The organism is Fischerella sp. PCC 9605 (genome assembly GCF_000517105.1).
Classification (GTDB): Bacteria; Cyanobacteriota; Cyanobacteriia; order Cyanobacteriales; family Nostocaceae; genus PCC9605.
This window is the reverse complement of the sequence record NZ_KI912149.1, coordinates 1,051,067-1,073,749: the sequence shown is the minus strand read 5'-3', so window position 1 is coordinate 1,073,749 and position 22,683 is coordinate 1,051,067. Positions and strand designations below refer to the sequence as shown.

The 22,683-nt window shown below is 41.8% G+C and carries 15 protein-coding genes; 9 read left to right on the top strand and 6 right to left on the bottom strand.

The window, feature by feature from the left end; genetic code table 11:
* Positions 1-31 precede the first annotated feature (31 nt).
* The 4 genes from trpC to FIS9605_RS0119560 all read left to right on the top strand — a co-directional run bounded on the left by trpC (position 32) and on the right by FIS9605_RS0119560 (position 3,755).
* A complete protein-coding gene (gene trpC / locus FIS9605_RS0119575; RefSeq protein WP_026734111.1) occupies positions 32-922 on the top strand; it encodes an indole-3-glycerol phosphate synthase TrpC in 891 nt (296 codons plus the stop codon).
* 110 nt (positions 923-1,032) lie between these two features.
* The gene (locus FIS9605_RS0119570; RefSeq protein ID WP_026734110.1) at positions 1,033-1,284 is read left to right on the top strand and encodes a DUF5340 domain-containing protein; all 252 of its coding nucleotides are present in this window, start codon (positions 1,033-1,035) and stop codon (positions 1,282-1,284) included.
* 853 nt (positions 1,285-2,137) lie between these two features.
* Positions 2,138-3,370, top strand: a complete 1,233-nt coding sequence (locus tag FIS9605_RS0119565; RefSeq protein ID WP_026734109.1) for an ImmA/IrrE family metallo-endopeptidase — start codon at positions 2,138-2,140, stop codon at positions 3,368-3,370.
* Positions 3,351-3,755 (top strand): hypothetical protein, encoded by a 405-nt coding sequence (locus tag FIS9605_RS0119560; protein ID WP_026734108.1) that lies wholly within the window; start codon positions 3,351-3,353, stop codon positions 3,753-3,755. Before FIS9605_RS0119565 ends, FIS9605_RS0119560 begins: the two co-directional genes overlap by 20 nt.
* Before the next feature lie 234 nt (positions 3,756-3,989).
* Here FIS9605_RS0119560 and FIS9605_RS0119555 read toward each other — a convergent pair whose 3' ends face one another.
* Together FIS9605_RS0119555 and FIS9605_RS45340 are read right to left on the bottom strand one after the other, a co-directional pair.
* The gene (locus tag FIS9605_RS0119555) at positions 3,990-6,113 is read right to left on the bottom strand and encodes a calcium-binding protein (RefSeq protein ID WP_026734107.1); all 2,124 of its coding nucleotides are present in this window, start codon (positions 6,111-6,113) and stop codon (positions 3,990-3,992) included.
* A gap of 266 nt (positions 6,114-6,379) precedes the next feature.
* Positions 6,380-8,137, bottom strand: a complete 1,758-nt coding sequence (locus FIS9605_RS45340; RefSeq protein ID WP_231510397.1) for a CAP domain-containing protein — start codon at positions 8,135-8,137, stop codon at positions 6,380-6,382.
* Positions 8,138-9,767: 1,630 nt separating this feature from the next.
* Between FIS9605_RS45340 and FIS9605_RS0119540 the strand changes: the two genes are divergently transcribed.
* From FIS9605_RS0119540 to FIS9605_RS0119520, 5 genes are all read left to right on the top strand, one after another.
* The gene (locus FIS9605_RS0119540; RefSeq protein WP_026734105.1) at positions 9,768-10,520 is read left to right on the top strand and encodes a peptidylprolyl isomerase; all 753 of its coding nucleotides are present in this window, start codon (positions 9,768-9,770) and stop codon (positions 10,518-10,520) included.
* Complete coding sequence (locus tag FIS9605_RS0119535; protein ID WP_026734104.1) at positions 10,517-13,447, top strand: peptidase domain-containing ABC transporter; 2,931 nt, start codon at positions 10,517-10,519, stop codon at positions 13,445-13,447. The genes FIS9605_RS0119540 and FIS9605_RS0119535 overlap by 4 nt, the downstream gene beginning before the upstream one ends.
* A gap of 147 nt (positions 13,448-13,594) precedes the next feature.
* Positions 13,595-15,748, top strand: a complete 2,154-nt coding sequence (locus FIS9605_RS0119530; RefSeq protein ID WP_026734103.1) for an HlyD family efflux transporter periplasmic adaptor subunit — start codon at positions 13,595-13,597, stop codon at positions 15,746-15,748.
* A 241-nt stretch (positions 15,749-15,989) separates the two neighbouring features.
* A complete protein-coding gene (locus FIS9605_RS0119525) occupies positions 15,990-16,439 on the top strand; it encodes a hypothetical protein (protein ID WP_026734102.1) in 450 nt (149 codons plus the stop codon).
* A gap of 333 nt (positions 16,440-16,772) precedes the next feature.
* Positions 16,773-18,332 (top strand): serine/threonine-protein kinase, encoded by a 1,560-nt coding sequence (locus FIS9605_RS0119520; RefSeq protein ID WP_026734101.1) that lies wholly within the window; start codon positions 16,773-16,775, stop codon positions 18,330-18,332.
* 457 nt (positions 18,333-18,789) lie between these two features.
* Here FIS9605_RS0119520 and FIS9605_RS0119515 read toward each other — a convergent pair whose 3' ends face one another.
* From FIS9605_RS0119515 to FIS9605_RS0119500, 4 genes are all read right to left on the bottom strand, one after another.
* Entirely contained in the window at positions 18,790-18,990 is a 201-nt protein-coding gene (locus FIS9605_RS0119515) for an NblA/ycf18 family protein (protein WP_009455637.1), read from the bottom strand.
* Between the two features lie 559 nt (positions 18,991-19,549).
* Positions 19,550-20,287 carry a Stp1/IreP family PP2C-type Ser/Thr phosphatase gene (locus FIS9605_RS0119510; protein WP_026734100.1) on the bottom strand — a complete coding sequence of 246 codons (738 nt, stop codon included), beginning with the start codon at positions 20,285-20,287 and terminating at the stop codon, positions 19,550-19,552.
* Positions 20,288-20,305: 18 nt separating this feature from the next.
* On the bottom strand, positions 20,306-21,997 hold the full coding sequence (locus FIS9605_RS0119505) for an ABC1 kinase family protein (RefSeq protein WP_026734099.1): 1,692 nt from the start codon (positions 21,995-21,997) through the stop codon (positions 20,306-20,308).
* A gap of 160 nt (positions 21,998-22,157) precedes the next feature.
* Complete coding sequence (locus FIS9605_RS0119500; protein WP_026734098.1) at positions 22,158-22,484, bottom strand: DUF6825 family protein; 327 nt, start codon at positions 22,482-22,484, stop codon at positions 22,158-22,160.
* Positions 22,485-22,683: the final 199 nt, after the last annotated feature.

Here is a 22,683-nt window from a genome sequence, read left to right as displayed (position 1 = left end):
AGTCCCCAATCCCTTTTCCCCAATCCCTATTATGCAAATCCGTCGCCGTTCACCCAACCCAGCTGTTGCCGTGTCTAGTTTAAGGTATCAGGTTGCTACTCCTAATGCCGAGCCAAGAAATATCCTAGAAAAAATTGTTTGGCACAAAGAAGAAGAAGTAGACCAAATGCGGGAAAAGCAACCCTTACAGGAGTTGCAAAAACAAGCTTTAACTGCGCCTCCAACCCGTGATTTTGTGGCAGCACTGCGGTCAGGTAAGACTAAACCAGCTTTAATTGCTGAGGTGAAAAAAGCTTCTCCTAGCAAAGGAGTGATCCGCCCAGATTTTGATCCAGTTGCGATCGCCCTTCAGTACGAACAAGGCGGTGCTAGTTGTATTTCGGTGCTGACGGATGAAAAATTCTTTGGTGGCAGCTTTGACAACTTAGCCAAAATCCGCGCCGCCGTAGATTTGCCTCTATTGTGTAAGGAGTTTGTTATCTATCCTTACCAAATGTATTTGGCTCGTGTTCTCGGTGCAGATGCAGTGTTGTTGATAGCGGCTATCCTCAGCGATCAAGATTTGCAATACTTTGTCAAAATAGCCCATGCTCTTTCTCTAGCAGCATTGATTGAAGTTCACACTCTTGAAGAACTTGATCGCGTCCTAGCCATAGATGGGGTTTCTTTAGTAGGTATTAATAATCGCAACCTGGAAGATTTTTCTGTGGACTTGCAAACAACTTGCCAACTCTTGACAGCCAGAGGTGAACAATTACAGAAACGGAACATTCTGGTTGTGAGCGAGTCAGGATTACATGCCCCAGATGACCTGAATTTAGTAGAACAAGCGGGAGCATCTGCTGTACTCATCGGTGAATCTTTAGTGAAACAACCAGATCCAGAATTAGCGATCGCCAATCTCTTTGCCAAATCTTCATGACTCAGCAAATCAAGGCTTTAACCAAATTTTTGTTGCCTATGTAACAATTTACTTATTAACAAACAGCTTTTGATTCCAAATCTTAAGATATAAAATTCTAACCAAATTTCATGGAGCAAATTCCTCTGCCTTCACCAATCCACTACGAACTTATATTGCAACTGCTAGAAAGACAAACAATGTTAGCAGTGGGCAACAATCCAGACCTGCGAAATCAAGTGAATCAACTAATTATTACCCTTCGCAAAGCCGCTGTCCAACAAAAGCATTTGGAGGAAATATGTCAGTTTTCATCTATGGCAGTTGATCACCGTTGGTCAATCAATCATCTCAATAGTGGACAAGTTGTGTCCCCTGATTAATAGACTTGTCCGAAATATTAATTTAGGAAAATAAAAATGGTAGAATACCTAAGTGAGTGTCTACCATTTTCCCGGCGTTGCTGAATCCATGTATGAAAATGATTTGGTGTGATTCCAAAACCCTTGTAGAGACGCGAAATTTCGCGTCTCTACACTTAGATTCATACCTCAAATCAGCAACGCCATTTTCCCAAATGTCTTTAGTGTTTGATTATATCCAAAAGTACCCATTATCAATAAATATTGATAGATGAGAATTAATCGGAGACCTACAAACCCTAATAAGCGTAAGGTTTCCAGAAGCTGTGTGTAACGGCAATGTCTCTAAGCTTGGGGCAACAATCTAATACAGCACTAGCGGTTTCATTGCCCTGGTCGTCATTATTAAATTAATGTAATCAAAACTTGAACTATTACTCTTTAAAATATTTGTTTTCTTGAAAAAGCATATCTTTATATTTACTTTTGTAGTTTATTTTAAAGCTAGTGATTATAGTAAAATTGTGAGTTAAAAAACACTTTTTGAATTAAAGTGTAAGACTCATGAAGCTCCTTTGTTTGAAAATAAAAGAGTCTAAGATTTTAACTATCTCATCATTCGTTGGCTTTGGCATTGAGCCTTGATGAGGTTTCGGTACGATGACCTCGTAGTGGAGTTAACTAATCTCCACCGTCTTCCAAACTGATAAATATTTATTTTTGTGTAATTACTGAACCTAATTAGCAACGCTCTAAAAGTATCATATTAATATAGAGAAAAAGCAATTATTGTTTGTATTTTTTTTTCGTTACATCACTTGATTTTTTGTTATAAATTATTGTCAAGCCAGCTATTTAAAGCTGAAGAATTAAAATGAGAATCAGTCTGTTCAGAAATCGGATTGTTATTTTATTAGGCTTATTTTTAGTTCTAGGTGTAATACCCTTTATTGCAGTTAGAATTTCTGAAAGTTCTTTATCTAAAGAAGAACGAGTAGCCAAGGTACTTAACTCATATATTAATAGGAGATTAACTGTTGATGACTTGTTAGCTTTTGACCTAGAAGGTATTTATTTTACTGAGCAAACTTATCAATATATAGCAGGTAGTTCACCTGAAGAATTTATTGAGCAATTACGAGAGCAAGATTCACCAGAAGAGTCAAAAATATTAACTCCCTTAGAATATTTAAATGTTATTGCTCAAGAACTTGTCAAAGGTTCAGATTTTGAAGGTAAGGTGCAGATTAATAAACCCCCTCAGCCAGGATTTATCAATATCTATCTACTAAATAAAGACCCTAATAAGCTTTCTAGAAGCTTTAGTAATTGCTCTTATATCGGCTACATGAATACGATTATTTGTAACGCCAATTTTCTCAAACATGAGATTAATTTGATAAGAAAAATTGATAAATTATATGATGTTATTCTTTTTGATCTGAAAACAAACAAGCCAATAGATATTTCTGATAAAAATATTATTAATAAACTCCATACTCGTATAGCAGGCAGTTTTTTAACCTGGATATTGGGTCATGAGATTGGTCACGCCATACTTCATAAAGAGTATGTCATTGAATCTAAAAAAGGAACAAACCTTAAGGAATCTGGATATCGTGATAGAGAGAATCAAGCAGATAATTATGTCGCTACCGCTCTCCAAAAAGGGTCTCAACAAAGAGGAAAACCCTCTTCTGTTTCTGCTGTTTTTTGGATAAGTATGGGAGAGTATTTTCAACATAAATACAGGCAAGAAGTTGAAGCATCTTTTAAGAATCAAATATCTGAATTAGCTTGGAACAGTGAACAATTGCCCTTAATGATTGTTACTAATGTTGAAGTAAAAAGTAAGGAAATACCCTATCTATTAAGAGTTATTAATATCTTAGAAACTTTGACAAAAAATACACCTCATTTAGATGAAACCCAATATTATCAAAAAACTAAAGAAAACATAAGAGAGGTTGATTCAAAGTTTGATTTAATTTTAAAAATACTGATGATAATTTCTATTTTTACCCTAATAATAATGTTATTTTTATCGGAAAAAAGTAAAGATTCAAAAACTATAAGCAACTATAAAAATGAACAACAAAACGTTTAGATTTATCGCTGTAATGGCGTTCTTACTTTTAATTTTCGGCACTTATTACTATCATAGCGGGCTGAGAGGTGAACTTGGCTTTGAGCAGAGATTGGCTTGGTTACAAGTATTTTTTGCTGCTCTAGTTATGCTGATTGGCATTATATTAGGAACTCTTTTTCGACAACTTGAGGGTAGAACTGGTAGAGTCATGATCCTTCGTGAATTTTCATCAGTCTTCTCTTCTGCGAGTTTTTGGGGTGCTATCTGTGTTTCTCCTCTAGTATTTTTTGCTATCTTTTCTGTTTCTCGTGACGACCCTGGTGCGATGTCAAGCTACGTTCTTGCTTTTGAGAATGGATTTTTTTGGGAATCTGTGTACAAAAAATTATTGGGTACTCGTTAAATCTGACAGTCTGTCTTTTGACGTCAACTGCAATTTCAGAAAGACTTGTAACTGGTAATGAAAAATAACTTGAGTCCAGTCAGGTAAATTACACTACCTGGCTGTTTTTTGCCAAGTAAAGGACAAGGGAAGGGAAGGAGGAATTTTCTCTGTTATCTCCTCACTCCCCCTTGTCTAACCCAAAAAGATAATTTCTGATTACTGAATCAACGTTCTAGAGACTTACTATTGATATCAAACCATTATTAAGTTACTAGGGTCATTATTTTGCAAAAAGATATTGTTGTCTAAACCGCTAGGTTTTACATTCCTATTCATGTCAGGACGAACAGCTATGTCAGCACCACCTGGTTCTGACTTTATGTATTCAGAGAATGTGTTAAAGTTGCGATCGCCTCGACCTGACATCATCTGGCGCAAATCAACTACATCTTGATTGGAGCCAAAATCAGTATTGTTATACATGAGGCGATCGCTTCCTGCATCGCCTGCGATCCTATCTTGCCCTATGCCACCGATGAGGCGATCGTTTCCATCGACTCCGTTCATGGCATCATTACCTCTACCATTCCAGAGCATTTCATTACTTTGACCACCAGTCAAGATATCTTTATTTCCTTGGTCAGTGAAGGTGTTTTTATTATCTTCACTCCAGGGTGTTTTGTTAGCTGCAAGGACTTTATTGCCTTGATCGCTACTCGGGATATCGTTACCTTCTTTGTTAGTGAGGGTGTTGGCATCCCCTTTGTCGGTAGGAGTATTAGCATCTCCTTTGTTGGCGAGATTATCACCGCTATCTTTGTCGCCAGTACCAGTCTCTGTACCAGGATCTTTGCTTGCAGATTGCCCGTTGCCCTTCATGAAGTCTTGCAGTGCTTCCCATTTGGGAGACGTCTTTTGGTTGAGATGTTCTAAAGCACCCCAAGAACCCCATTTACTGGGTGTACCGATATCAGAGAAGTTGACAAATAAGCTATCGTTGGTGAGCTTATCCCAACCCTGTAGATAATCGCTGTACAATTGCCCCATGCGTGGATCGCGGTTCGCAGCGATGAGTAAATCTGTGATTGCCTGATTATTCTCTACGCCTTGTATGCCAACAAGATGCTGCCCTCCTTCATAGGCTGCTATGTCCACATCGTATTTTTTGGTGACATCAACTTGCTTGCTGATGTTGTCTAATACTTGGGGTAATTCAGTCTTATTCAAGTAGTCAAAGACTTTACCCAAACCACCATCTGACTCTTTTGTCCAACCTTCGACTTCTGCTTGTTTGTCTGGGCCAACACTTAGCGAAACATAGGGAGCGATCGCCACAGTATCGACTGTGAAATTTGGGTCATACGCCTTCACCTTTTCCATCAACTGCTCGGTGATCCAAGGGTTAGCAGCTTGCGAACCTAGTACCGTGACGACTCTATTACTGTCTTTGCCAAACACATTATCCCAGAGATCGCCAACCTGTTCCGTGCGGCGGCTGTGCCAGTCCATCCAGTCACCGCCTAACTTTTGCCCTTGCTCTTGTGCCCATTGATTCTGCTGGAATTGCCCGTTCCAAACTTCGTTGGAATATTCCACGTAAGCCTTGAGGTTTGGATCGAGCTTTTCCTTAACTATCTTGGCAAAGTTAGTGACATATTCATCCGTCGCTTGGTGAGGAATAGTAAACCAAGGGTTAGCACCAGTGCGGTTTGCTAAATCAACCATTACTTCGACAGGCACACCTTTACCCTCGTAGGTATGATTTGAAGTTGTTGGCCGATTCTTCCAATCTCCCTGTTTGGAGTTGTTAGTGTCCATCCAGTCCATGAACCGCAAGGTAGAAAAATCATCTACTTTATCTACAAAAGTAGGATTAAAAGGCTGAGTCTGGTAGTTTTTTTCTAAGGCTTCCGGAACAACGCGGATATTACGAATATAATCACCAGTACCTTTGGGGTCTGTTTCGGTAAGTTTAATATGGATGCCTGTGTCAGAAGGGGTAACATCAATGACATCTCGACCAGGTTTAGAAGCGCTTGCATCCAGCTTGGCATCAAACCCGTACTCTAGTTTGCCTTCGCCATCATACAAAACTACATATTTACCACCAGGGTAATTTTGTTCTACCCCAGGTGCAGGAGAAATGCGATTCAGCATTACTCCAACTTGGTTGTAATCAGCATTTGGATCTCCTGGTTTGGGCAAAGATTTCACCCATCCATTCTCATCTAGGTTTAATTCGCTTGCTTCCCCTGTATCCCATGAGTTGGAATTTTGTGTAATCCATTCACTAGCCGATTTGAAGATATCTACAAATGGCATTTGGCTAGACCAGAAACCAATTCCACCTAGATTTGTACCTAAAGTATTTGCCATAATTTTGTTCCTTGAATCAAGTCAATTCAGCTGGTAGACATCCTCAAAATTTACGCAGCTGAACAAAGTGAGGCAATGGGCATAAAAATTATGAATTATGAATTATGAAATTTTCAGCATTCAGCATTCACTATTCATAGTTCTCACTAATCCCCAATTACGCAGTTAGAACCCCACTCCGATCAAAGACTGATACCAAAGGTTTCCTCTCTAAATGCGGAGTGGGGTCAAAGCGTGCTGTATCCAATTGAAAAGTGCTATGGATATCAGAACATAGAGTTAGTAGTTAAACGGGATGGATCAGCGTTTTGTGAAAGGATATTTTTCTCTAACCCGCCAGGTTTTGTATTACCATCCATGTCAGGTCGAACAGTTGGCTCAGCTCCAAATGTATCCATTTTTAGATAGTTAGAGAAATTTTTCGAGTTGCGATGATCGCTTGGACCAGTCATCATCCGGTGCAAGCCAGTAATATCTTGATTGGAGTCAGAAGCAGTAAAGGTGTCTCCCTTGTCTTGCATACTGTTGGAGTGGCGATCGCGTCCCGGAGCGCTCATACTGTTTTTGCCTGTGAGGACGTCGTCACTGTCTCCTCCTTTGAATTCATTATTACCTGATTTGCCTCCAAGGACATCATAGCCTTTAGTGTCATCTGAGATATTGTTAACTCCTTTGACGGTAAGGGTGTCAGTTCCTTGATTAGCGTCAGAAGTAGGTTGAGATGTAGGATTTGATCCTGAGTTAGATGTAGGGTTTGGTATGTTGCTAGCGGGGTTCGTATCTCCACTACCAAAACTCTGAGACCAATAGTTGTCATGAAAACCAACGCCGAGCTCAGTATAGTTACTGTTGAGGATATTTGCTCGGTGCCCTGGACTATTCATCCAATCTTGAACAACTTCTTCAGGTGTTCTCTGACCTGCTGCGATGTTTTCTCCAAAGTATTGAGATTCATAGCCAACTGCTTTAGCTCGATCCCACGCTTGAGAGCCATCTGGCCCTGTATGACTTAAGACACCGCGTTCTGACATGTCTTCAGCATACTTGTCAGCAGCATAGTCCAGTTCAGCATTTCCTTTTAGAGGTTGAAGACCAGCCTTGGCTCGTTCTTGGTTGGTGAGTTCAAGAACCTGTTTTTCAAATGTCGCATCGTTCCCTGCTTTATCCTCGGGCATTGTGTTATTGCTACCCTTGTCACCAGGAACGGTAGTACCTTTATCCTCGGGCATGGTGTTATTGCTACCCTTGTCACCAGGAACGGTAGTGCTTTTGTCCTCGGGCATGGTGTTATTGCTACCCTTGTCACCAGGAACGGTAGTGCCTTTGTCCTCGGGCATGGTGTTATTGCTACCCTTGTCACCAGGAACGGTAGTGCCTTTGTCCTCGGGCATGGTGTTATTGCTACCCTTGTCGCCGGGAACGGTAGTGCCTTTATCCTCGGGCATGGTGTTATTGCTACCCTTGTCGCCGGGAACGGTAGTGCCTTTGTCCTCGGGCATGGTGTTATTGCTACCCTTGTCACCAGGAACGGTAGTGCCTTTATCCTCGGGCATGGTGTTATTGCTACCCTTGTCGCTAGGGAGAGTGTCGTTACCAGTTCCTTGATTAGTGCCAGTTGGTATGTTGCTAGCGGGGTTCGTATCTCCACTACCAAAAAGCTGACCCCAATAGTTGTCATGAAAACCAACGCCAAGCTCTGTATAATTAGGGTTAAGAATATTAGCTCGGTGTCCAGGGCTATTCATCCAAGCTTGAACAACCTGTTCAGGTGTTTTTTGCCCTGCTGCAATGTTCTCTCCCATCGTTTGAGCTTCATAGCCAACTGCCTTAGCTCTGTCCCACGGTTGAGAGCCATCTGGTCCTGTATGACTTAAGACACCGCGTTCTGACATGTCTTCAGCATACTTGTCAGCAGCATAGTCCAGTTCAGCATTTCCTTTTAGAGGTTGAAGACCAGCCTTAGCTCGTTCTTGGTTAGTGAGGTCAAGAACCTGTTTTTCAAATGTTGCGTTGTCTGATGCCATTAATCTGTCCTCACAAAGATTTGTTTGCATGAATTCAGCAGGAATAACCACTCTGCTGCAACTTTTGGTAGAAGCAAACCTGAAGAGGGCTAAGCAAGGGTAATCAGAGCGAAACTGTAACCAAGGTGCTAGCAAAGTAAACGTTGTGCGCTACTATGAACCACCACGCTATCAAGGCTTTCAAAAAAGCTTAGTTTTTGCCTGGAGTATGCTTTGAACTAAGGCAATTTTATTTTTGGAACCTCTGCTGTATATTGAGTTTTAGCAATTGCATGACGACTTGTTGCAGCGGAGCTACTGTTAGCCCTGCATCCGTAAGTTTCATCTATTTAGAAACAAGATTTGCTCAGAGGCCCATTGATTTGCCTTGGTTGTGACAATTAGATTCAGACCTGTGGCTTCAAAAGAGAATGACGTAAGTAATCGATCCTTGGTAATGTCTGGTGTCCCTTAGGATATCGTTTTTGAGGGACTTTTGCTCGGGAAAAACTGGAATTGTGGAACTAGTACTCATCTGAATCCTCGACTCATCAGATTTACAGGCACGCCCTACAAGACATTCCGCATTCTTACACAGAATGCAAATGTCAGTCGAGGCAGAACGTTGACTTGTAGGGGTATTTTATCGTTAATTTTGGATTACCCCTACATTGGAGCGGTTTGCGACTTTGCTTTTTTCACTAGTTAAGCAAGTAAAAACAAGTATCTCTACAAAAAAATTAGATACTTGCAAAATCTAGGGATTCGGATGCAAACCTGTATACGTACGCACTTTCACGTAATTTGCTTTTAACGAGTATATCAGCTTCAGCGATTTTTTGTATACAAAAAAAATAAAATAATCCTTCCCATTTAAAGATTTGTTAAAGTATTACCTCAAATACATATACTCGTACATGCATAAATAAAGCTGTCAAACCGTGCTATTTCAGAGAAAATGCTGCATATTGGAATATTCATAAAATAAAACTCTCACAACATCATAATTTCATCAAAAATGCCATTTTATTCCTCAAAATTGATGTAGCAAATTTCAAATATTTGCTATTTTTAATACTTTTAATATGGCAAAAGACTAGCAATATTACTGAGGTAAATTATTTTTTCTGATTGCAAAAACTTTAATCCAAACTGACGAGGAGGAAAAATATCGGTTATACTGATTAATTTTTATACAAATTAATGTACTGATTTTTAACCTTTAGTACTTAAGCAAGGTGATTAACAGTATTTTTTACTCACGAGCCATCAACTATTGATAAAATCCAACATCTGCAAGTATTATAGTCTTGATATCTATAACAAACACAGGTAACGAATTTTTTTTGATTGTAATTTTATTTACTAAAAATTTTTATCTCGTTAAAAAAAGAAGCAAACTCTGTAAAAAATTAGGTCTAAAATTTCTGAAATCAGTATAGAATGTGATATTTTAGCTAAGTCGGATAAAATTCTAGGATTAAAAATTGACAAAATCTTATTAGAAAAAATCCTGATGTGGTAAAACAAACATGTAAAGAAAAGAGATATAGGGCTGAAAAACTTGTTAGACACTTTAGATACTCTCACAGCGTGAGTTGTTCAGATTTCTGCCCAAACCTTAGAATACCGAATGTGCTAGTCAGGAATTATGACGACACAAAGCTTACTAGTGGGTAGCGAAATGCTTCAGGCAGATGAATTGTTGTCTTTACTGCATCGTTACCAGTTGTTGCCGCAGGTCTTACGGGCCAAAGTGATAGACGAAGCGATCGCCCAATTTTCTTGCACAGAAGCAGAAAAAGAAGCAGCGATCGCCCACTTTTGCCAACGTTACCAACTCACCTCAAAAGAGCTACAAAAGACATGGTTGCAACAGCACCATCTCACTGAAGCAGCGATGCAAGAGTTGGCAATTCGTCCAGTACTGATCAAGAAATTCCAGTATGCCATGTGGGGCAAAAAACTGGAGTCCTATTTCCTACAACGCAAAGCAGACCTGGATCAAGTCGTGTATTCCATGATTCGCACCCAGGATGAAGGGCTAGTCCAGGAATTATATTTTCGGATTCTTGAGGGAGAACAATCCTTTGCCGCCGCCGCCCAGCAGTATTCCCAAGGCCCAGAATCAAAAACAGGGGGAGTTTTGGGACCAGTTCCTTTGTCTCAACCCCATCCGGTAATTCAAAAAATTTTGTCTGCGAGTCAACCAGGGCAACTTTGGGAACCACGCTTAATAGCCGATTGGTTTGTGATTATTCGCCTAGAGAAATTCTTGCCTGCACAGTTGGATGAAACTATGCAGTTGTGGTTGCTAGACGAACTCTTTGAAAGCTGGATACAAACACAAATTCAAACGCGCCTACAATCTTCTAACCATTGTGTGGAGTCTGTTGCGGCATGAAGCCAGGTATCACCCAAGCTGAAATATTAGAATTCTTAGCCGACACTCCCCCGTTTGCACAACTTCCGCGTGCCAGCTTAGATACACTCGTTGTTAACTGTCAACTGCTGCAATATCGTACCGGACAGTGGATGCTAGTCAGGGGAAGAATGCCAGCGCAAGTCATGGTAATTTATCAAGGACAAGCGAGGGTATTGGGTTATGACCAGCGGATGGAGTCTCAAGTTAGTTTGACGGTGGTAGAGAAAGGAGAGTTCCTGGGTTGGTTAGGATTGTTGCGTGGGGTAGGCTGCGAAGCGGCGATCGCCTCTACAGAAGTCATCGCCATCACTATAGAAGCAGCAGAATTTCTGGGATTGATGAGTACAGTACCAGAATTTGAACAAGCAGTGCGATCGCGCCCCCACATTATAGAAGTATTTGAACTCCTAAGTTTGGAACTCCAGCGTCAAGCAGATGCTGCCACTAATCTAAAAGATTTAGCGCGTCAAGTTTGGCAAGATACAAAAGTAGTGAATTTACCCGCAGGAACGGTAAATTCCCAACAACTTGATGATAAGCGCTTGTGGTTGGTCAGTGCTGGCAGCATTGACGATATGACAGTTGGTAGTCGATTATCGTTGAGTCACTCAAGGAAGACTTGGGACAGTGAAACCGAAGTACGCTTACTCGGCATTCCTTGGAAGACTGAAAATAAAAATCCTCCTCCCACTCCCAGTTTAAAAATTTCTCCTGCTCCAGAATACCCACCCAACCCCGCTGCTGAAAGCATCGCACCAGCAGACACGATCTTTGTATCGGGACAGGGTAATATTGATGCTCCCTTGGCCTGTTTCCAGATGTTGAGTCGCATCTTAGGGGGTTCTTTTCGCCGCGATTTAATCCGCAAAGTTTTGACCAATCAACAGAAGTCGAAAAAGCAGATTTCCTTGCAAGTGGCGGGAGCAGTTGTAGAAATGATGGGTTTGCACGCCCAATTAGCTAAAGTTCCTGCTAATGTCATCAACCGCCTCAATGCGCCAGCAATAATTTACTGGCAAGATAGTTTCGCCCTGCTATACAAAATTACAGAACGCGAAGTTGTTATAGCCGATCCATCCAAGGGAATCTCTAGCTATTCTGCTGCTGAGTTTGCCGACATTTGGGGGCAATCAGGACAAGTATTAATGGTAGAAAAGGCAGAAAGCGATCGCCCAGAAAAATTTAGTCTGCGTTGGTTTTTGCCTTCTATCTACAAATACCGCTTGGTATTAGTGGAAGTTCTGGTTGCTTCCTTTTTTGTTCAGGTATTTGGTTTGGCAAACCCAATCATCACCCAAATCATCATCGATACCGTATTAATTCAAAAAAGCCTTGACACTCTAGATATCCTGGGGATATTCTTGCTCGTGATTGCAGTGTTTGAGGCGATCTTAACGAGTCTGCGTACCTATTTGTTTGCTGACACTACTAACCGTATAGACATCCGCTTGGGGTCAGAGGTAATCGATCACCTTTTGCGATTGCCCCTCAGTTATTTTGAGCGTCGCCGCGTGGGAGAATTGGCGGGACGCATCAATGAACTGGAGAATATTCGTCAATTTTTGACAGGAACAGCCCTGACAGTGGTGCTAGATGCCCTGTTCTCTGTGATTTATATAGGTGTCATGCTGTTTTACAGCTGGGTGCTAACACTCGTCGCCCTCGCCACCGTGCCATTATTTGCAGTCTTGACAACTCTTGTTGTTCCTATTGTTCAACAACAGTTGCGAAAAAAGGCTGAACGCTACGCCGATACCCAGTCCTACCTTGTCGAGATCATCACCGGCATTCAAACGGTGAAGGCACAAAATATCGAATTGAAATCTCGCTGGCAATGGCATGAACGCTACACCCGCTACATCAGTGCTGGTTTCAAAAATGTCCTGACTTCCAGCACAGCCAACTCCATCAGTGGATTTTTAAATCAATTCTCTAGTTTTGTATTGCTGTGGGTAGGCGCTCATTTAGTCATCTCCGATAAACTCACACTAGGACAACTAATTGCCTTTCGGATTATTGCTGGTTATGTTACCAGCCCACTACTGCGTCTGATTCAACTGTCACAGAACTTCCAAGAAGTAGCATTATCCATCGAACGCCTTGGTGATGTTTTAGATACAACGCCAGAAGTACAGTTAAGCGATCGCAACAACATTCAGTTACCAGAAATTCAAGGAGCAGTCAAATACATAGGCGTTTCCTTTGGCTTTAACCCTGATGATGCCCTACAACTTCTGAATATCAATCTTGATATTCCTGCTGGTACCTTTGTTGGTATTGTTGGACAAAGCGGTTCTGGTAAAAGCACAATGACAAAATTGTTACCGCGACTCTACGAACCCGTAGCAGGACAAATTCAAATTGACGGCTATGATATCAGGAAAGTAGAATTGAATTCATTGCGCCGACAGATTGGGATGGTGCTACAGGATACCCTGTTGTTTGAGGGAACAATTCAAGATAATATTGCCCTCATTCGACCAGACGCAACTACCGAGGAAATTATTGCTGCTGCTAAAGCTGCTGCTGCCCACGATTTCATCATGGGACTACCCAACGGCTACAACACAATTGTTGGAGAACGGGGTTCTGCCCTTTCTGGTGGACAACGACAACGAATTGCGATCGCACGTACAGTTTTGCAAAACCCCAGATTACTAATTCTCGATGAAGCCACCAGTGCATTAGATTACCAGTCTGAACAACAAGTATGTCGCAATTTGATGGAGGTATTTCGGGAACGTACAGTCTTTTTCATCACTCACCGTCTTAACACCGTCAAAAACGCCGATATCATCATCATCATGGATCAGGGTGTAATTGCCGAGCAAGGAACACATGCCGAACTTATGGCAATGAAAGGACGCTATTACTGTCTTTATCAACAACAGGAGTCACAGCTATGAAGTGGTTAGTTGTTGGTGGTTAGTGGTTAGTGGTTAGTGGTTAGTTGTTAGTTGTTAGTTGTTAGTTGTTTACTACGTCCCCCACTCCCCCACTCCCCCACTCCCCCACTCCTCTTCCGCCTCCTGCCCTATACGGAAAGTAGAACTATGCCTGATCTATCTTTGTTACTGCTAGCCTGTACAAATTGTTCAGAAGCACAACCCAAAATTTCTCAAACAGATACTAGTCACTGCCAGCAAATTCTTGAAGATGAGACAACTACTCAAGCAAACTCTGATTTGAGTACCTGTGTTAGTGAACCAGAAAGCACCGAGGTAGCCTTTTCATCCCCTAGCCAACCTTTGCTACAGTTAGGTAGTCAAGGCACAGCGGTTTCGCAACTTCAAACTCAGCTGCAAAAACTCGGATATTATCACGGTGCAGTTGATAGCAAATTCGGTACGATTACCCAGGCAGCAGTTACAAAATTTCAGCAAGAGAAACATTTAGATGCTAATGGTGTTATTAATGCTGCTACTTGGAAGGCGCTACAATCATCCCTGCAAAAGGTTAACACTACTAACAAAGCTAAACCAATAGTAACAGCATCAGTCCCTTTAGCTGATTCTGTAGGCGATCGCGATGCTCAAAACAACAAAAAGAACAGAAATTACCTCGTAAATCAAGTAGAAGCTGCTGCGCTTGAAGCACCAATACTTTTGCCTCTAGGTGGTTTTTTGTTCTTGTTCACAACCGGAGGATTATTATTCATCTGGAAACGTCTTCCCAAAACACAGCACCAGTGGCAACTGATGTTGCAAGGGGGTTCGGCCATTTTCAGTTCCGTAATTAGCTTACCTGCTAAAGAGAGCGAATCTGAGGTCAGCGAATTCGATCAGCCTGTCATCTTAAAGCAATCCAATGTATGGTCACATGCCATTATCTGGAGTATTGTCGGTGTGTCGAGTTTTGCAGTTGCCTGGGCTTGTACTGCTCAAATCGACGAATCTGTTCCCGTGCAAGGCAAACTTGCACCCCAAGGTTTGGTGAAAGAGGTACAAGCACCAGTGGGAGGAGTCATCGCCAAAATTCATGTGCAAGAAGGGCAACGAGTTGAAAAGGGCGATCTTTTGGTTAGCTTTGACCCTACAGCTGCCCAAGCAAAATTACGCTCTCTGCAAGAGGTTAAAGCTAGCTTAATGCGGGAAACCTTATTTTACCGCACCCAGATGCGAACATCGACCGCTAATTCTAGTAGTAAGCAGTTTCATAAGTCACCTGAGTTAGCTTTACTTACAGAAAACCGTGCTGCTTTGGTGCGGGAAAATCAACTTTACCGTGCGGAATTGAATGGTGGTGAAGTATTAGACAATTTCGATCCGCAGGTGCAAGAACGCATAGAAACTAGGCAAAAAGAGAGAGACTCTCGGATCGCGGCAGTGCGATTGGATGTAGAACAATTAACTCGGCAGTTAAATCAAGTACGAGTGCAACTGGTTAGCGCGAAAAATAACCTATCAACAAATTTGGAGATTGCCGATAACCTCGAAAAATTAGTGAAAGACGGGGCATTCGGTCGCTTGAATTATCTAGAACGGCGACAAACAGCAAATACCAGCCAAGGTGAAGTTAATCGGCTTGTCCAAGAAGAAGAACGCCTACGGCTGGCGATCGCTCAAGGGCAAAAGAAATTACAAAATGCGATCGCTCTTTCCAAAGAAGATTTACTCAGCAAAATTGCTGAGAACAACAAGCGCATCGCTGAAATAGATAGTCAACTTACCAAAGTCATTGTTGAAAATCAAAAACGCATAGAAGAAATAAACGGTCAAATCAGCGAACTTCTTTTAACTCTTAAATACCAAGAACTCCGCGCATCGACGAGTGGTGTTGTTTTTGATCTCAAGCCACGTGGTTCTGGCTATGTCTACAACACCAGTGAATCTATTCTGAAAATAGTGCCACCAGAAAACCTAGTTGCCCAAGTTTACATCACCAACAACGATATTGGTTTTGTTAAAAGTGGTATGCCTGTAGATGTGCGAATTGATTCTTTCCCCTACACAGAATTCCGTGATATTAAAGGTAAATTAGTCCGGGTTGGTTCCGATGCTCTACCTCCCGATCAAGCCACTCCATACTATCGCTTTCCAGCTGAAATTCGCTTAGAAAAGCAATCGATGAACATCAATGGTACAGATGTACCTCTACAATCTGGAATGTCTTTAAGTGCTAATATTAATGTCCGCAAGCGGACTGTGATGAGTATTTTCACAGAGAAGTTTTTAGGGAAAATCGAAAGCTTGAAATATACTCGTTAGTACAACAAAGCAAGGGTAAACAAGAAGGTAAAAGATGAAAGGGTAAGGGGAAAAGGAAAGGAAATCCCTTTACCCTTTTACCTTTGACCTTTCCACCTGTCCTTAATCCCCAGAAGAACCCTGAGTTCCCCACTCTTGATACCTTTTTATCTCAACTACTATTGTCAATAATTATACTGGACTAGTCAGTCGTCTGACATGCTATCTTGGCGGTACTCGCTCAACAGCAAGGAATGACAAGGTGGCTCACACGTTTTTATTGGAACCAGGACGCTGGACATTGCAAGGGAGTTGCCTAGAACGCAATGGTATGCCAATCAACGTTAAAGGTATGACATTGATTGCTTGGAATCGAGATAACTGGTTCACAATGGCGACAAAACTCATATTTCCTGGCAGCGATCGCGCGGATATTGCCTTGCAGTACAAAGGGCGTTTAGATTTTGGTACACGTCAATATACTTTCTTACTTCAACATAATCTTTTGGGGCAGATTGAAGGTGAGGGTTGGATTGGTTTAGATACCATCGTGCAACGTTACTGGGTACTTAGCGATCGCGAACGTCGCAGTGGCTTTGAAACTTTACATCGCGTCAGTGATGATACTTACTATCTCACTAGTGGTATCATGGCTGGTCATTATTTAACTAGCACGATGGAAGCCAGTCTAGAACGTCAACGGGCAAACTGAGAAGGTTAGTGGTTAGTAGTTAGTGGTTAGTTGTATACCAATAACAACTAACAACTAACTACTATCTACTATCCAAAGTTAATTAACTAGGTCAAAAGTGGGCAAACTAAATCAGAAGCAAATTTAGGGATGGTACGAAATACCAGGGTAAATCAACCACTCCTATTTTTGTGAGCCATCTTTCTTACTCATAGTAAACCTCAAGAGATGGAAAAAGATCAAAGGGTAAAGGGGAGAAGAAAAAAACAATCCCTTTAACCCTTCCCCTTTATCCTTTACCCTCACAGAAAGCTGTATCATCCGCTATTGTTTAACATTGGAGTCAATTTTTTTATGTCAGACCCCAACATTGGTCGCTCACTTAGCAACCGTTACCAACTTCAAGAGTTAATTGGTACCGGAGCAATGGGTCGGGTTTATTGTGCTAAGGATGTTTTGTTGGGGGGTGTACCCGTCGCTGTTAAGTTTCTTGCTCTGTCAGTCCAAAATAAAAAAATGCGATTGCAGGAGCGTTTTGAGCGAGAAGCAAAAACCTGTGCCCTATTAGGACAGAAAAGCATTCATATTGTTCGAGTCATGGATTATGGCGTAGACGAACATGATACCCCGTTCTACGTGATGGAATATCTGCAAGGAAAAGGCCTCAACCATATTATTCGCAAGCAAGACCTATCTTTAACAAGATTCTTGAGTTTGGTACGTCAAATTAGTTTGGGGTTACAATGCGCCCACAACGGCATTTCTGTTGATGGTAAAATCTATCCGATTATCCACCGCGATATTAAGCCCAGCAATATGCTGGTTGTTCAAGACGACAGTTTTGGGGAGTTAGTCAAAGTTCTGGACTTTGGTATTGCTAAATTACTACAGGCAGATAGCAATTATACAAACTATTATTTAGGTACCCTGGCTTATTCTTCACCCGAACAAATGGAGGGCAAGGAGCTAGACAACCGCTCTGATATCTATAGTTTAGGTGTGATGATGTTTGAAATGCTCACAGGTAAGATGCCCTTGGTTGCCCCAACTCATTCTTTTGGAGCATGGTATAAAGCACATCATACTCAACCACCGCGTTCCTTTACTGAGGTTGCTCCCACCTTGCAACTACCAAAGGAAGTGGAAAATTTGGTGATGAGCTGTCTAGCTAAGTCACCTAGCGATCGCCCCCAAAATATCGGTGAAATTCTCAAGGTTTTAACATCCCTAGAACAGTTGGATATTACATCCACCCACGAGCCAAGCACTAATTTACCCGCTCTTGTTAGCCCCCCACCAAGAAAAATTGAGTTTGAGCATAAATCTAATATCGATTTACGCACATCCCCATCCAACGGCGAAATCTTACAACAAGCTTTTTGGCCGCAAAATAAACCCATTGCTAATATTGTTTTTCCTCAGCCCATCCGTCTCAATGGAGAGCTTAAGCCTGCGTTGTGGGTAATGCTACCGCACGAGGAAATTCAAAAGCGTTTAACCTGTACCCGCTACAATCAATTTCTTTTCATTACTGCTCCCCACCCCATGTTGTTGTGGATTACCCTGCTCTACAACTGCAAACATGGGCCGAAATGGTTGCCTTACTATCTCGATCTCAAAACAAATATCGGTCAAGAAATCGCTCGCTTACTAGCAAAAACTGGTTACTACCGCTTACTGTTCTTTACCCGAGAGACACCTAATCACTACGCTCATATGATTGTTTCAACTATTGCCTCTGCTCAACGTGAACGACTCCAACAGTGGGTAACGATGAGCAACACACTGATGGCATCTGGCGATCCACAACTTAGCAAAAATTTACTCAAAACTGAATATGAAAAGATAAAGCCTCAAATTCTAGCAAAGCTGCAAGCGATGGATACAGATTCGACCTTTGACCTTTCTGCCTAATTTGAAAAGAAGGAAGAAGGAAGAACTATTTTTATTGAGTTTTTAAGTATCGCTCTACTAAATATTAATTATTGTTAAGAAAATCTGTCTGAGAGTTGCAAAATAAATCCATAAGAAATATAAATAATAAGGGTACGAGACAATTAACCTTAAGTAAATTTGAAAGTGTAAAAATGCTTAATTATACAAAGCCTGTAACGTAAAAACGTACAGGCTTGGGTTAGGTGTTTTTTTGCAGTCCATTAATAGTGCTAGCGCACCTCTCAAGTTCATCTTTAAGGCTAATTATATTCAGACCAAATTTAAGATAAAAGCCAAAAACTTAATTAGTTTTACTGTCCGTTATCGATTTTGAATTTGGATTTGCTTATCGGAGTTGACGCCCCGGCATCCCCAGCTCCTTTCCTCCGATGGAACCGAGCAAGAGAAGGAGGTCGCCGACCGCGACACTAAAAATCTACGCAGCCCAAGAAGAACCTGAATCTAGACCCCATTGGTGCTTGAGAAGCTCTTTGTAAGTTGCCTCCCGTACTACCATTTGTTCGTAGAGCTTGACCAAAAAGTCTTTGGCTTGGTCATGGCTCATGTTTTGCACCTGAGTAGCAAAAGAGCGGATGCTGAATTGCTGTTCTAGAGTCAGTTCGATAGGTTTGTCCATAGTAAACTCCTAAAAAACGAGTATAAGGTTTCGATTACAGAAGATCCCAAATGGGTAACAGATTGGACTTATATCTGTCGTACATTTGTTCCCCCGTATTAAGAAAGATAACAACTGTTTGACAAATTGCCCATACCCTTTGGTGGAGATTTTTTGACTAACAAGCGTCTTGTTTTTTCTGCCTACTGGTATAAACCCCAAGTTTTCCAGAGCAAATTTCGGGAAACTTTGGGTTTTTCAGTATCGGCTAGGTAGTGGAATTCCCTTTTTCCTAACGTTAGTGAGGAAATAAAGGGTATGAATTTGAATTATATTCCCCATACCGTATTAAATGCAAGATGTCAACTTGCCAAAGTATGTAAATCAGCCTCTGTTGGTAACTTCCTTCAGAGGTTAAATGTATTTGTATCAAGTTGTAACTAGGAAAAATGCTCAGCCTGAACAAAATGATGAGTATATTTACGTCATTAGTCATTAGTCATTTGTTGTTTGTTGGTAGTTGTTTGTTGGTTGTTAACTACTAACCAATGACCAATGACCCATGACCAATGATCAATGACTACTGACTATTTCCTTCAACAGCGACGATGACGACAGTGATGTTATCGTGTCCGCCTTCTTGTTTGGCAGCTTCGACTAGAGAAATAGCTGCTTTTTCTATTGACGGGCTTTCTTTGAGGTAACAAGCAATGTTTTCATCAACAAGTTCTTCTGTCAGTCCGTCACTGCACAACAGCAGGCGATCGCCGATTTTCACATCTAGTTGTTGAACATCAACCTGATTTAGGTCTTCACGTCCCAAACAACGGGACAAGACATGACGAAAATGATGAATTCGCGCTTCCTCAGACGTGATATCACCCATTTTGAGAGCGCGTGCTACCCAAGTATGGTCTTCAGTTAGCTGTTGTAATTCGGACTCTCGCAACCGATATAGCCTGGAGTCGCCAACATGAGCGCACCAAGGGGGTTCTCCAGAGCGAAACATCACTAATACAGCCGTTGTCCCCATATCAGCACGTTCAGGATGACTTTGCTGATCCTGCAAAATCGCTTCATTAGCTCGCCATAAAGCTTCCTCTAGCAATTGTGGTGAGGACTTTGAAGAATCCCAATTTTCAACCAAGTACTTTTTCATTTCCTCGGTAGCAATGCGACTTGCTTGTTCACCCCCTGCATGGCCACCCATCCCATCAGCAACAATGAAAAAGCGCCCTTCTGGGTCAATATAGTAAGCATCTTGATTATTAGAACGAATAAGCCCGGGATCGCTGATACCGGTAAAATTAAGTTTCATATATTTTTTTTGCAACTATTAATACATACGGTCATAACGGTCGAGACGCATCAGCAGTCTAATTAGCAACCATGATACTGCGGCTGCGATCAAACCAATCAAAAGCGCCTGCCAAAAATAATGATTAACGAATAAAATCGTTGCTGAAAGCGTAAAAGCACTAATAATTAGGGCATAGACTATCCCTATCTGAATACTGCTTTGCCGCCGCAGTAGACGCTCTGTTTCTATTGACCGAACGCGAAGGCGTACGTCTCCGCGCTCTAGATTTTCTAGAGTATCTTCCAGTCTACGTGGTAATCCAAGTGCTGTGCTACTTACTTGAGCAGCTTGCCGGCCTAATTCATTAAAAAAGCTATTGCCAGCATCAGAACCATTCATATTAGTCATAAGCTGCATTGCATATGGTTTGGCAACTTCCATAAAGTTAAATTCCGGATCTAACCCCTTGCCCACGCCTTCCAGAGTCGAGAAGGCTCGCATGACGAAAGTGAAAGTAGCTGGAAATCTAAAAGGCTGATTATAAGCTATCTCGTACAAATCGTCACTGATAGCAGCTACGGACTGATTTTCAAAAGGTTGATCCATAAAATGATCCAGCATGTACTGGACAGAACGCCGCACCGGTCCCATGTCTTCCGTTGGTGCTAATGCGCCTAAATCAATCAGAGAGTTAACAACGCGATCACCATCTTTGGAAGCAATACCAAATAGTGTTTCCATCAGTCCTTCGCGGATGTTGGACTTAATCCGCCCCATCATGCCAAAATCGTAAAATATCAAAGCGCCTTCGTCAGGACTAACGGCGATATTGCCAGGGTGGGGGTCGGCATGAAAAAAGCCATTGTTGAGTAGCTGGTGCAGATAGGCTTGAGCGCCCTGACGAGCAATTTGTTTACGATCTAAACCCGCAGCCTCTATAGCTTCATATTGGCTAATTTTAATACCCGGAAGATATTCCAGCGTCAGTACTCGTGATGAAGTGTAGCGCCAGTAAATACGTGGTACTTTCACCCAGTTGTAAGTGCGAAAATTCCGACGAAAAGTATCGGCGTTGCGACCTTCGCTGAGATAATCAATTTCTTCCCAAAGAATGCGGCAGCACTCTTCATAAATTCCCATCCAATCTCGCCCCCGTCCCCATTCCGGATGGTTTTGGAAGTAGCGGGCAATACCTTTGAGAATTTTTAAATCAATTTCAAACAGCTTTTTTAGTCCTGGGCGTTGAACCTTAACAACAACCGCTTCTGTTGAGTGCAGCACAGCCTTGTGTACCTGCCCCAAGCTAGCAGCAGCTAGGGGAATTGGCTCAAAACTGTGGAAGAGTTCGGGAATTTTTTTGCCCAGTTCTTGCTCAATAGTTGCTTCTACCTGTTCGTAGCTAAAAGCCGGTACTTTGTCTTGTAGCTTTGACAGTTCTTCTACATATTCACTGGGAAATAAATCGGCACGGGTAGAAAAAAGTTGTCCGACTTTGATAAAAGTTGGCCCTAAATCCAGTAGAGTATTGCGAATCCAAACTGCTTGCGCTTTGCGTCTAGCAGCTTGCTTGGCTTCAGTGACTCCACCTGGGTAACTCCAAGATTTTTTGTAGAGCCAAAATTTGAACATCAAGGTCAACACAAATGACCAAATGTCTACAAAACGCCGTCTACTGGAATAGTTTTCGCGATTCCAACGGTATGCTTTATCTGTATAACCTTTTTCCATATCCACTGCGTACCGCTGGTTTTGAACCGAGTCAGTAGAAATAAGAGACACTCTTAACCCTAATTGGTTGTTAGTTGTTGGTTGTTGGTTGTTAGTTGTTAGTTATTAGTCGTTGTTGACCACTAACCACTACCCACTAACTACTAACTATTTATTTTCCTCAGCTTCTGCCACTGCGATAGCGTTGTAATTCAGTTCGTAAAAAAGCTATTTCTGCTCGCAGTTCATCAATCATTGCTTGCAAATCAACTGGCTCGGTCTTGGTTTGCCCAACTGCTGTAGCAAATTCACCAGTACTAGCAGCTTCGCTGGCTTGATTTGCTCGCTCCATGACTTCGTCTGTAAACTGGCGCAGTTGCTCTCTAAGTTCGGCATCAAATTTGCCTACTTCGCTCAAAGCGTCAGTAAAGGCGTTTTCTAAACGTTCTGTAAGTACTTCAGCTACTGCTCTGCCCACAAAAAATGCTTGCACAAGGGGGTTACTCATAAATTTTTGTTACGTCCATCCGCACAAAAATTATAACTTGCCCGTTTGCCTTACTGCTTCTACTTTATTGCTGTTGTTTTTGTTGGGTATTTGGTATTTAGTATTTGTTCCAAGCAACCAAGCAACCCTAGCCCGCAGGAACTCCCTTTGGAAAAGTACTCTAACGCCTTACGGCGTACGAAAAGCCGCCCGGAGGGCA

What these genes read in the sequence shown, in the direction of transcription:
- trpC (WP_026734111.1), top strand. Translation starts at nt 32, where the DNA reads ATGCAAATCCGTCGCCGTTCACCCAACCCAGCTGTTGCCGTGTCTAGT.
- FIS9605_RS0119570 (WP_026734110.1), top strand. Translation starts at nt 1,033, where the DNA reads ATGGAGCAAATTCCTCTGCCTTCACCAATCCACTACGAACTTATATTG.
- FIS9605_RS0119565 (WP_026734109.1), top strand. Translation starts at nt 2,138, where the DNA reads ATGAGAATCAGTCTGTTCAGAAATCGGATTGTTATTTTATTAGGCTTA.
- FIS9605_RS0119560 (WP_026734108.1), top strand. Translation starts at nt 3,351, where the DNA reads ATGAACAACAAAACGTTTAGATTTATCGCTGTAATGGCGTTCTTACTT.
- FIS9605_RS0119555 (WP_026734107.1), bottom strand. Translation starts at nt 6,113, where the DNA reads ATGGCAAATACTTTAGGTACAAATCTAGGTGGAATTGGTTTCTGGTCT.
- FIS9605_RS45340 (WP_231510397.1), bottom strand. Translation starts at nt 8,137, where the DNA reads ATGGCATCAGACAACGCAACATTTGAAAAACAGGTTCTTGACCTCACT.
- FIS9605_RS0119540 (WP_026734105.1), top strand. Translation starts at nt 9,768, where the DNA reads ATGACGACACAAAGCTTACTAGTGGGTAGCGAAATGCTTCAGGCAGAT.
- FIS9605_RS0119535 (WP_026734104.1), top strand. Translation starts at nt 10,517, where the DNA reads ATGAAGCCAGGTATCACCCAAGCTGAAATATTAGAATTCTTAGCCGAC.
- FIS9605_RS0119530 (WP_026734103.1), top strand. Translation starts at nt 13,595, where the DNA reads ATGCCTGATCTATCTTTGTTACTGCTAGCCTGTACAAATTGTTCAGAA.
- FIS9605_RS0119520 (WP_026734101.1), top strand. Translation starts at nt 16,773, where the DNA reads ATGTCAGACCCCAACATTGGTCGCTCACTTAGCAACCGTTACCAACTT.
- FIS9605_RS0119515 (WP_009455637.1), bottom strand. Translation starts at nt 18,990, where the DNA reads ATGGACAAACCTATCGAACTGACTCTAGAACAGCAATTCAGCATCCGC.
- FIS9605_RS0119510 (WP_026734100.1), bottom strand. Translation starts at nt 20,287, where the DNA reads ATGAAACTTAATTTTACCGGTATCAGCGATCCCGGGCTTATTCGTTCT.
- FIS9605_RS0119505 (WP_026734099.1), bottom strand. Translation starts at nt 21,997, where the DNA reads ATGGAAAAAGGTTATACAGATAAAGCATACCGTTGGAATCGCGAAAAC.
- FIS9605_RS0119500 (WP_026734098.1), bottom strand. Translation starts at nt 22,484, where the DNA reads ATGAGTAACCCCCTTGTGCAAGCATTTTTTGTGGGCAGAGCAGTAGCT.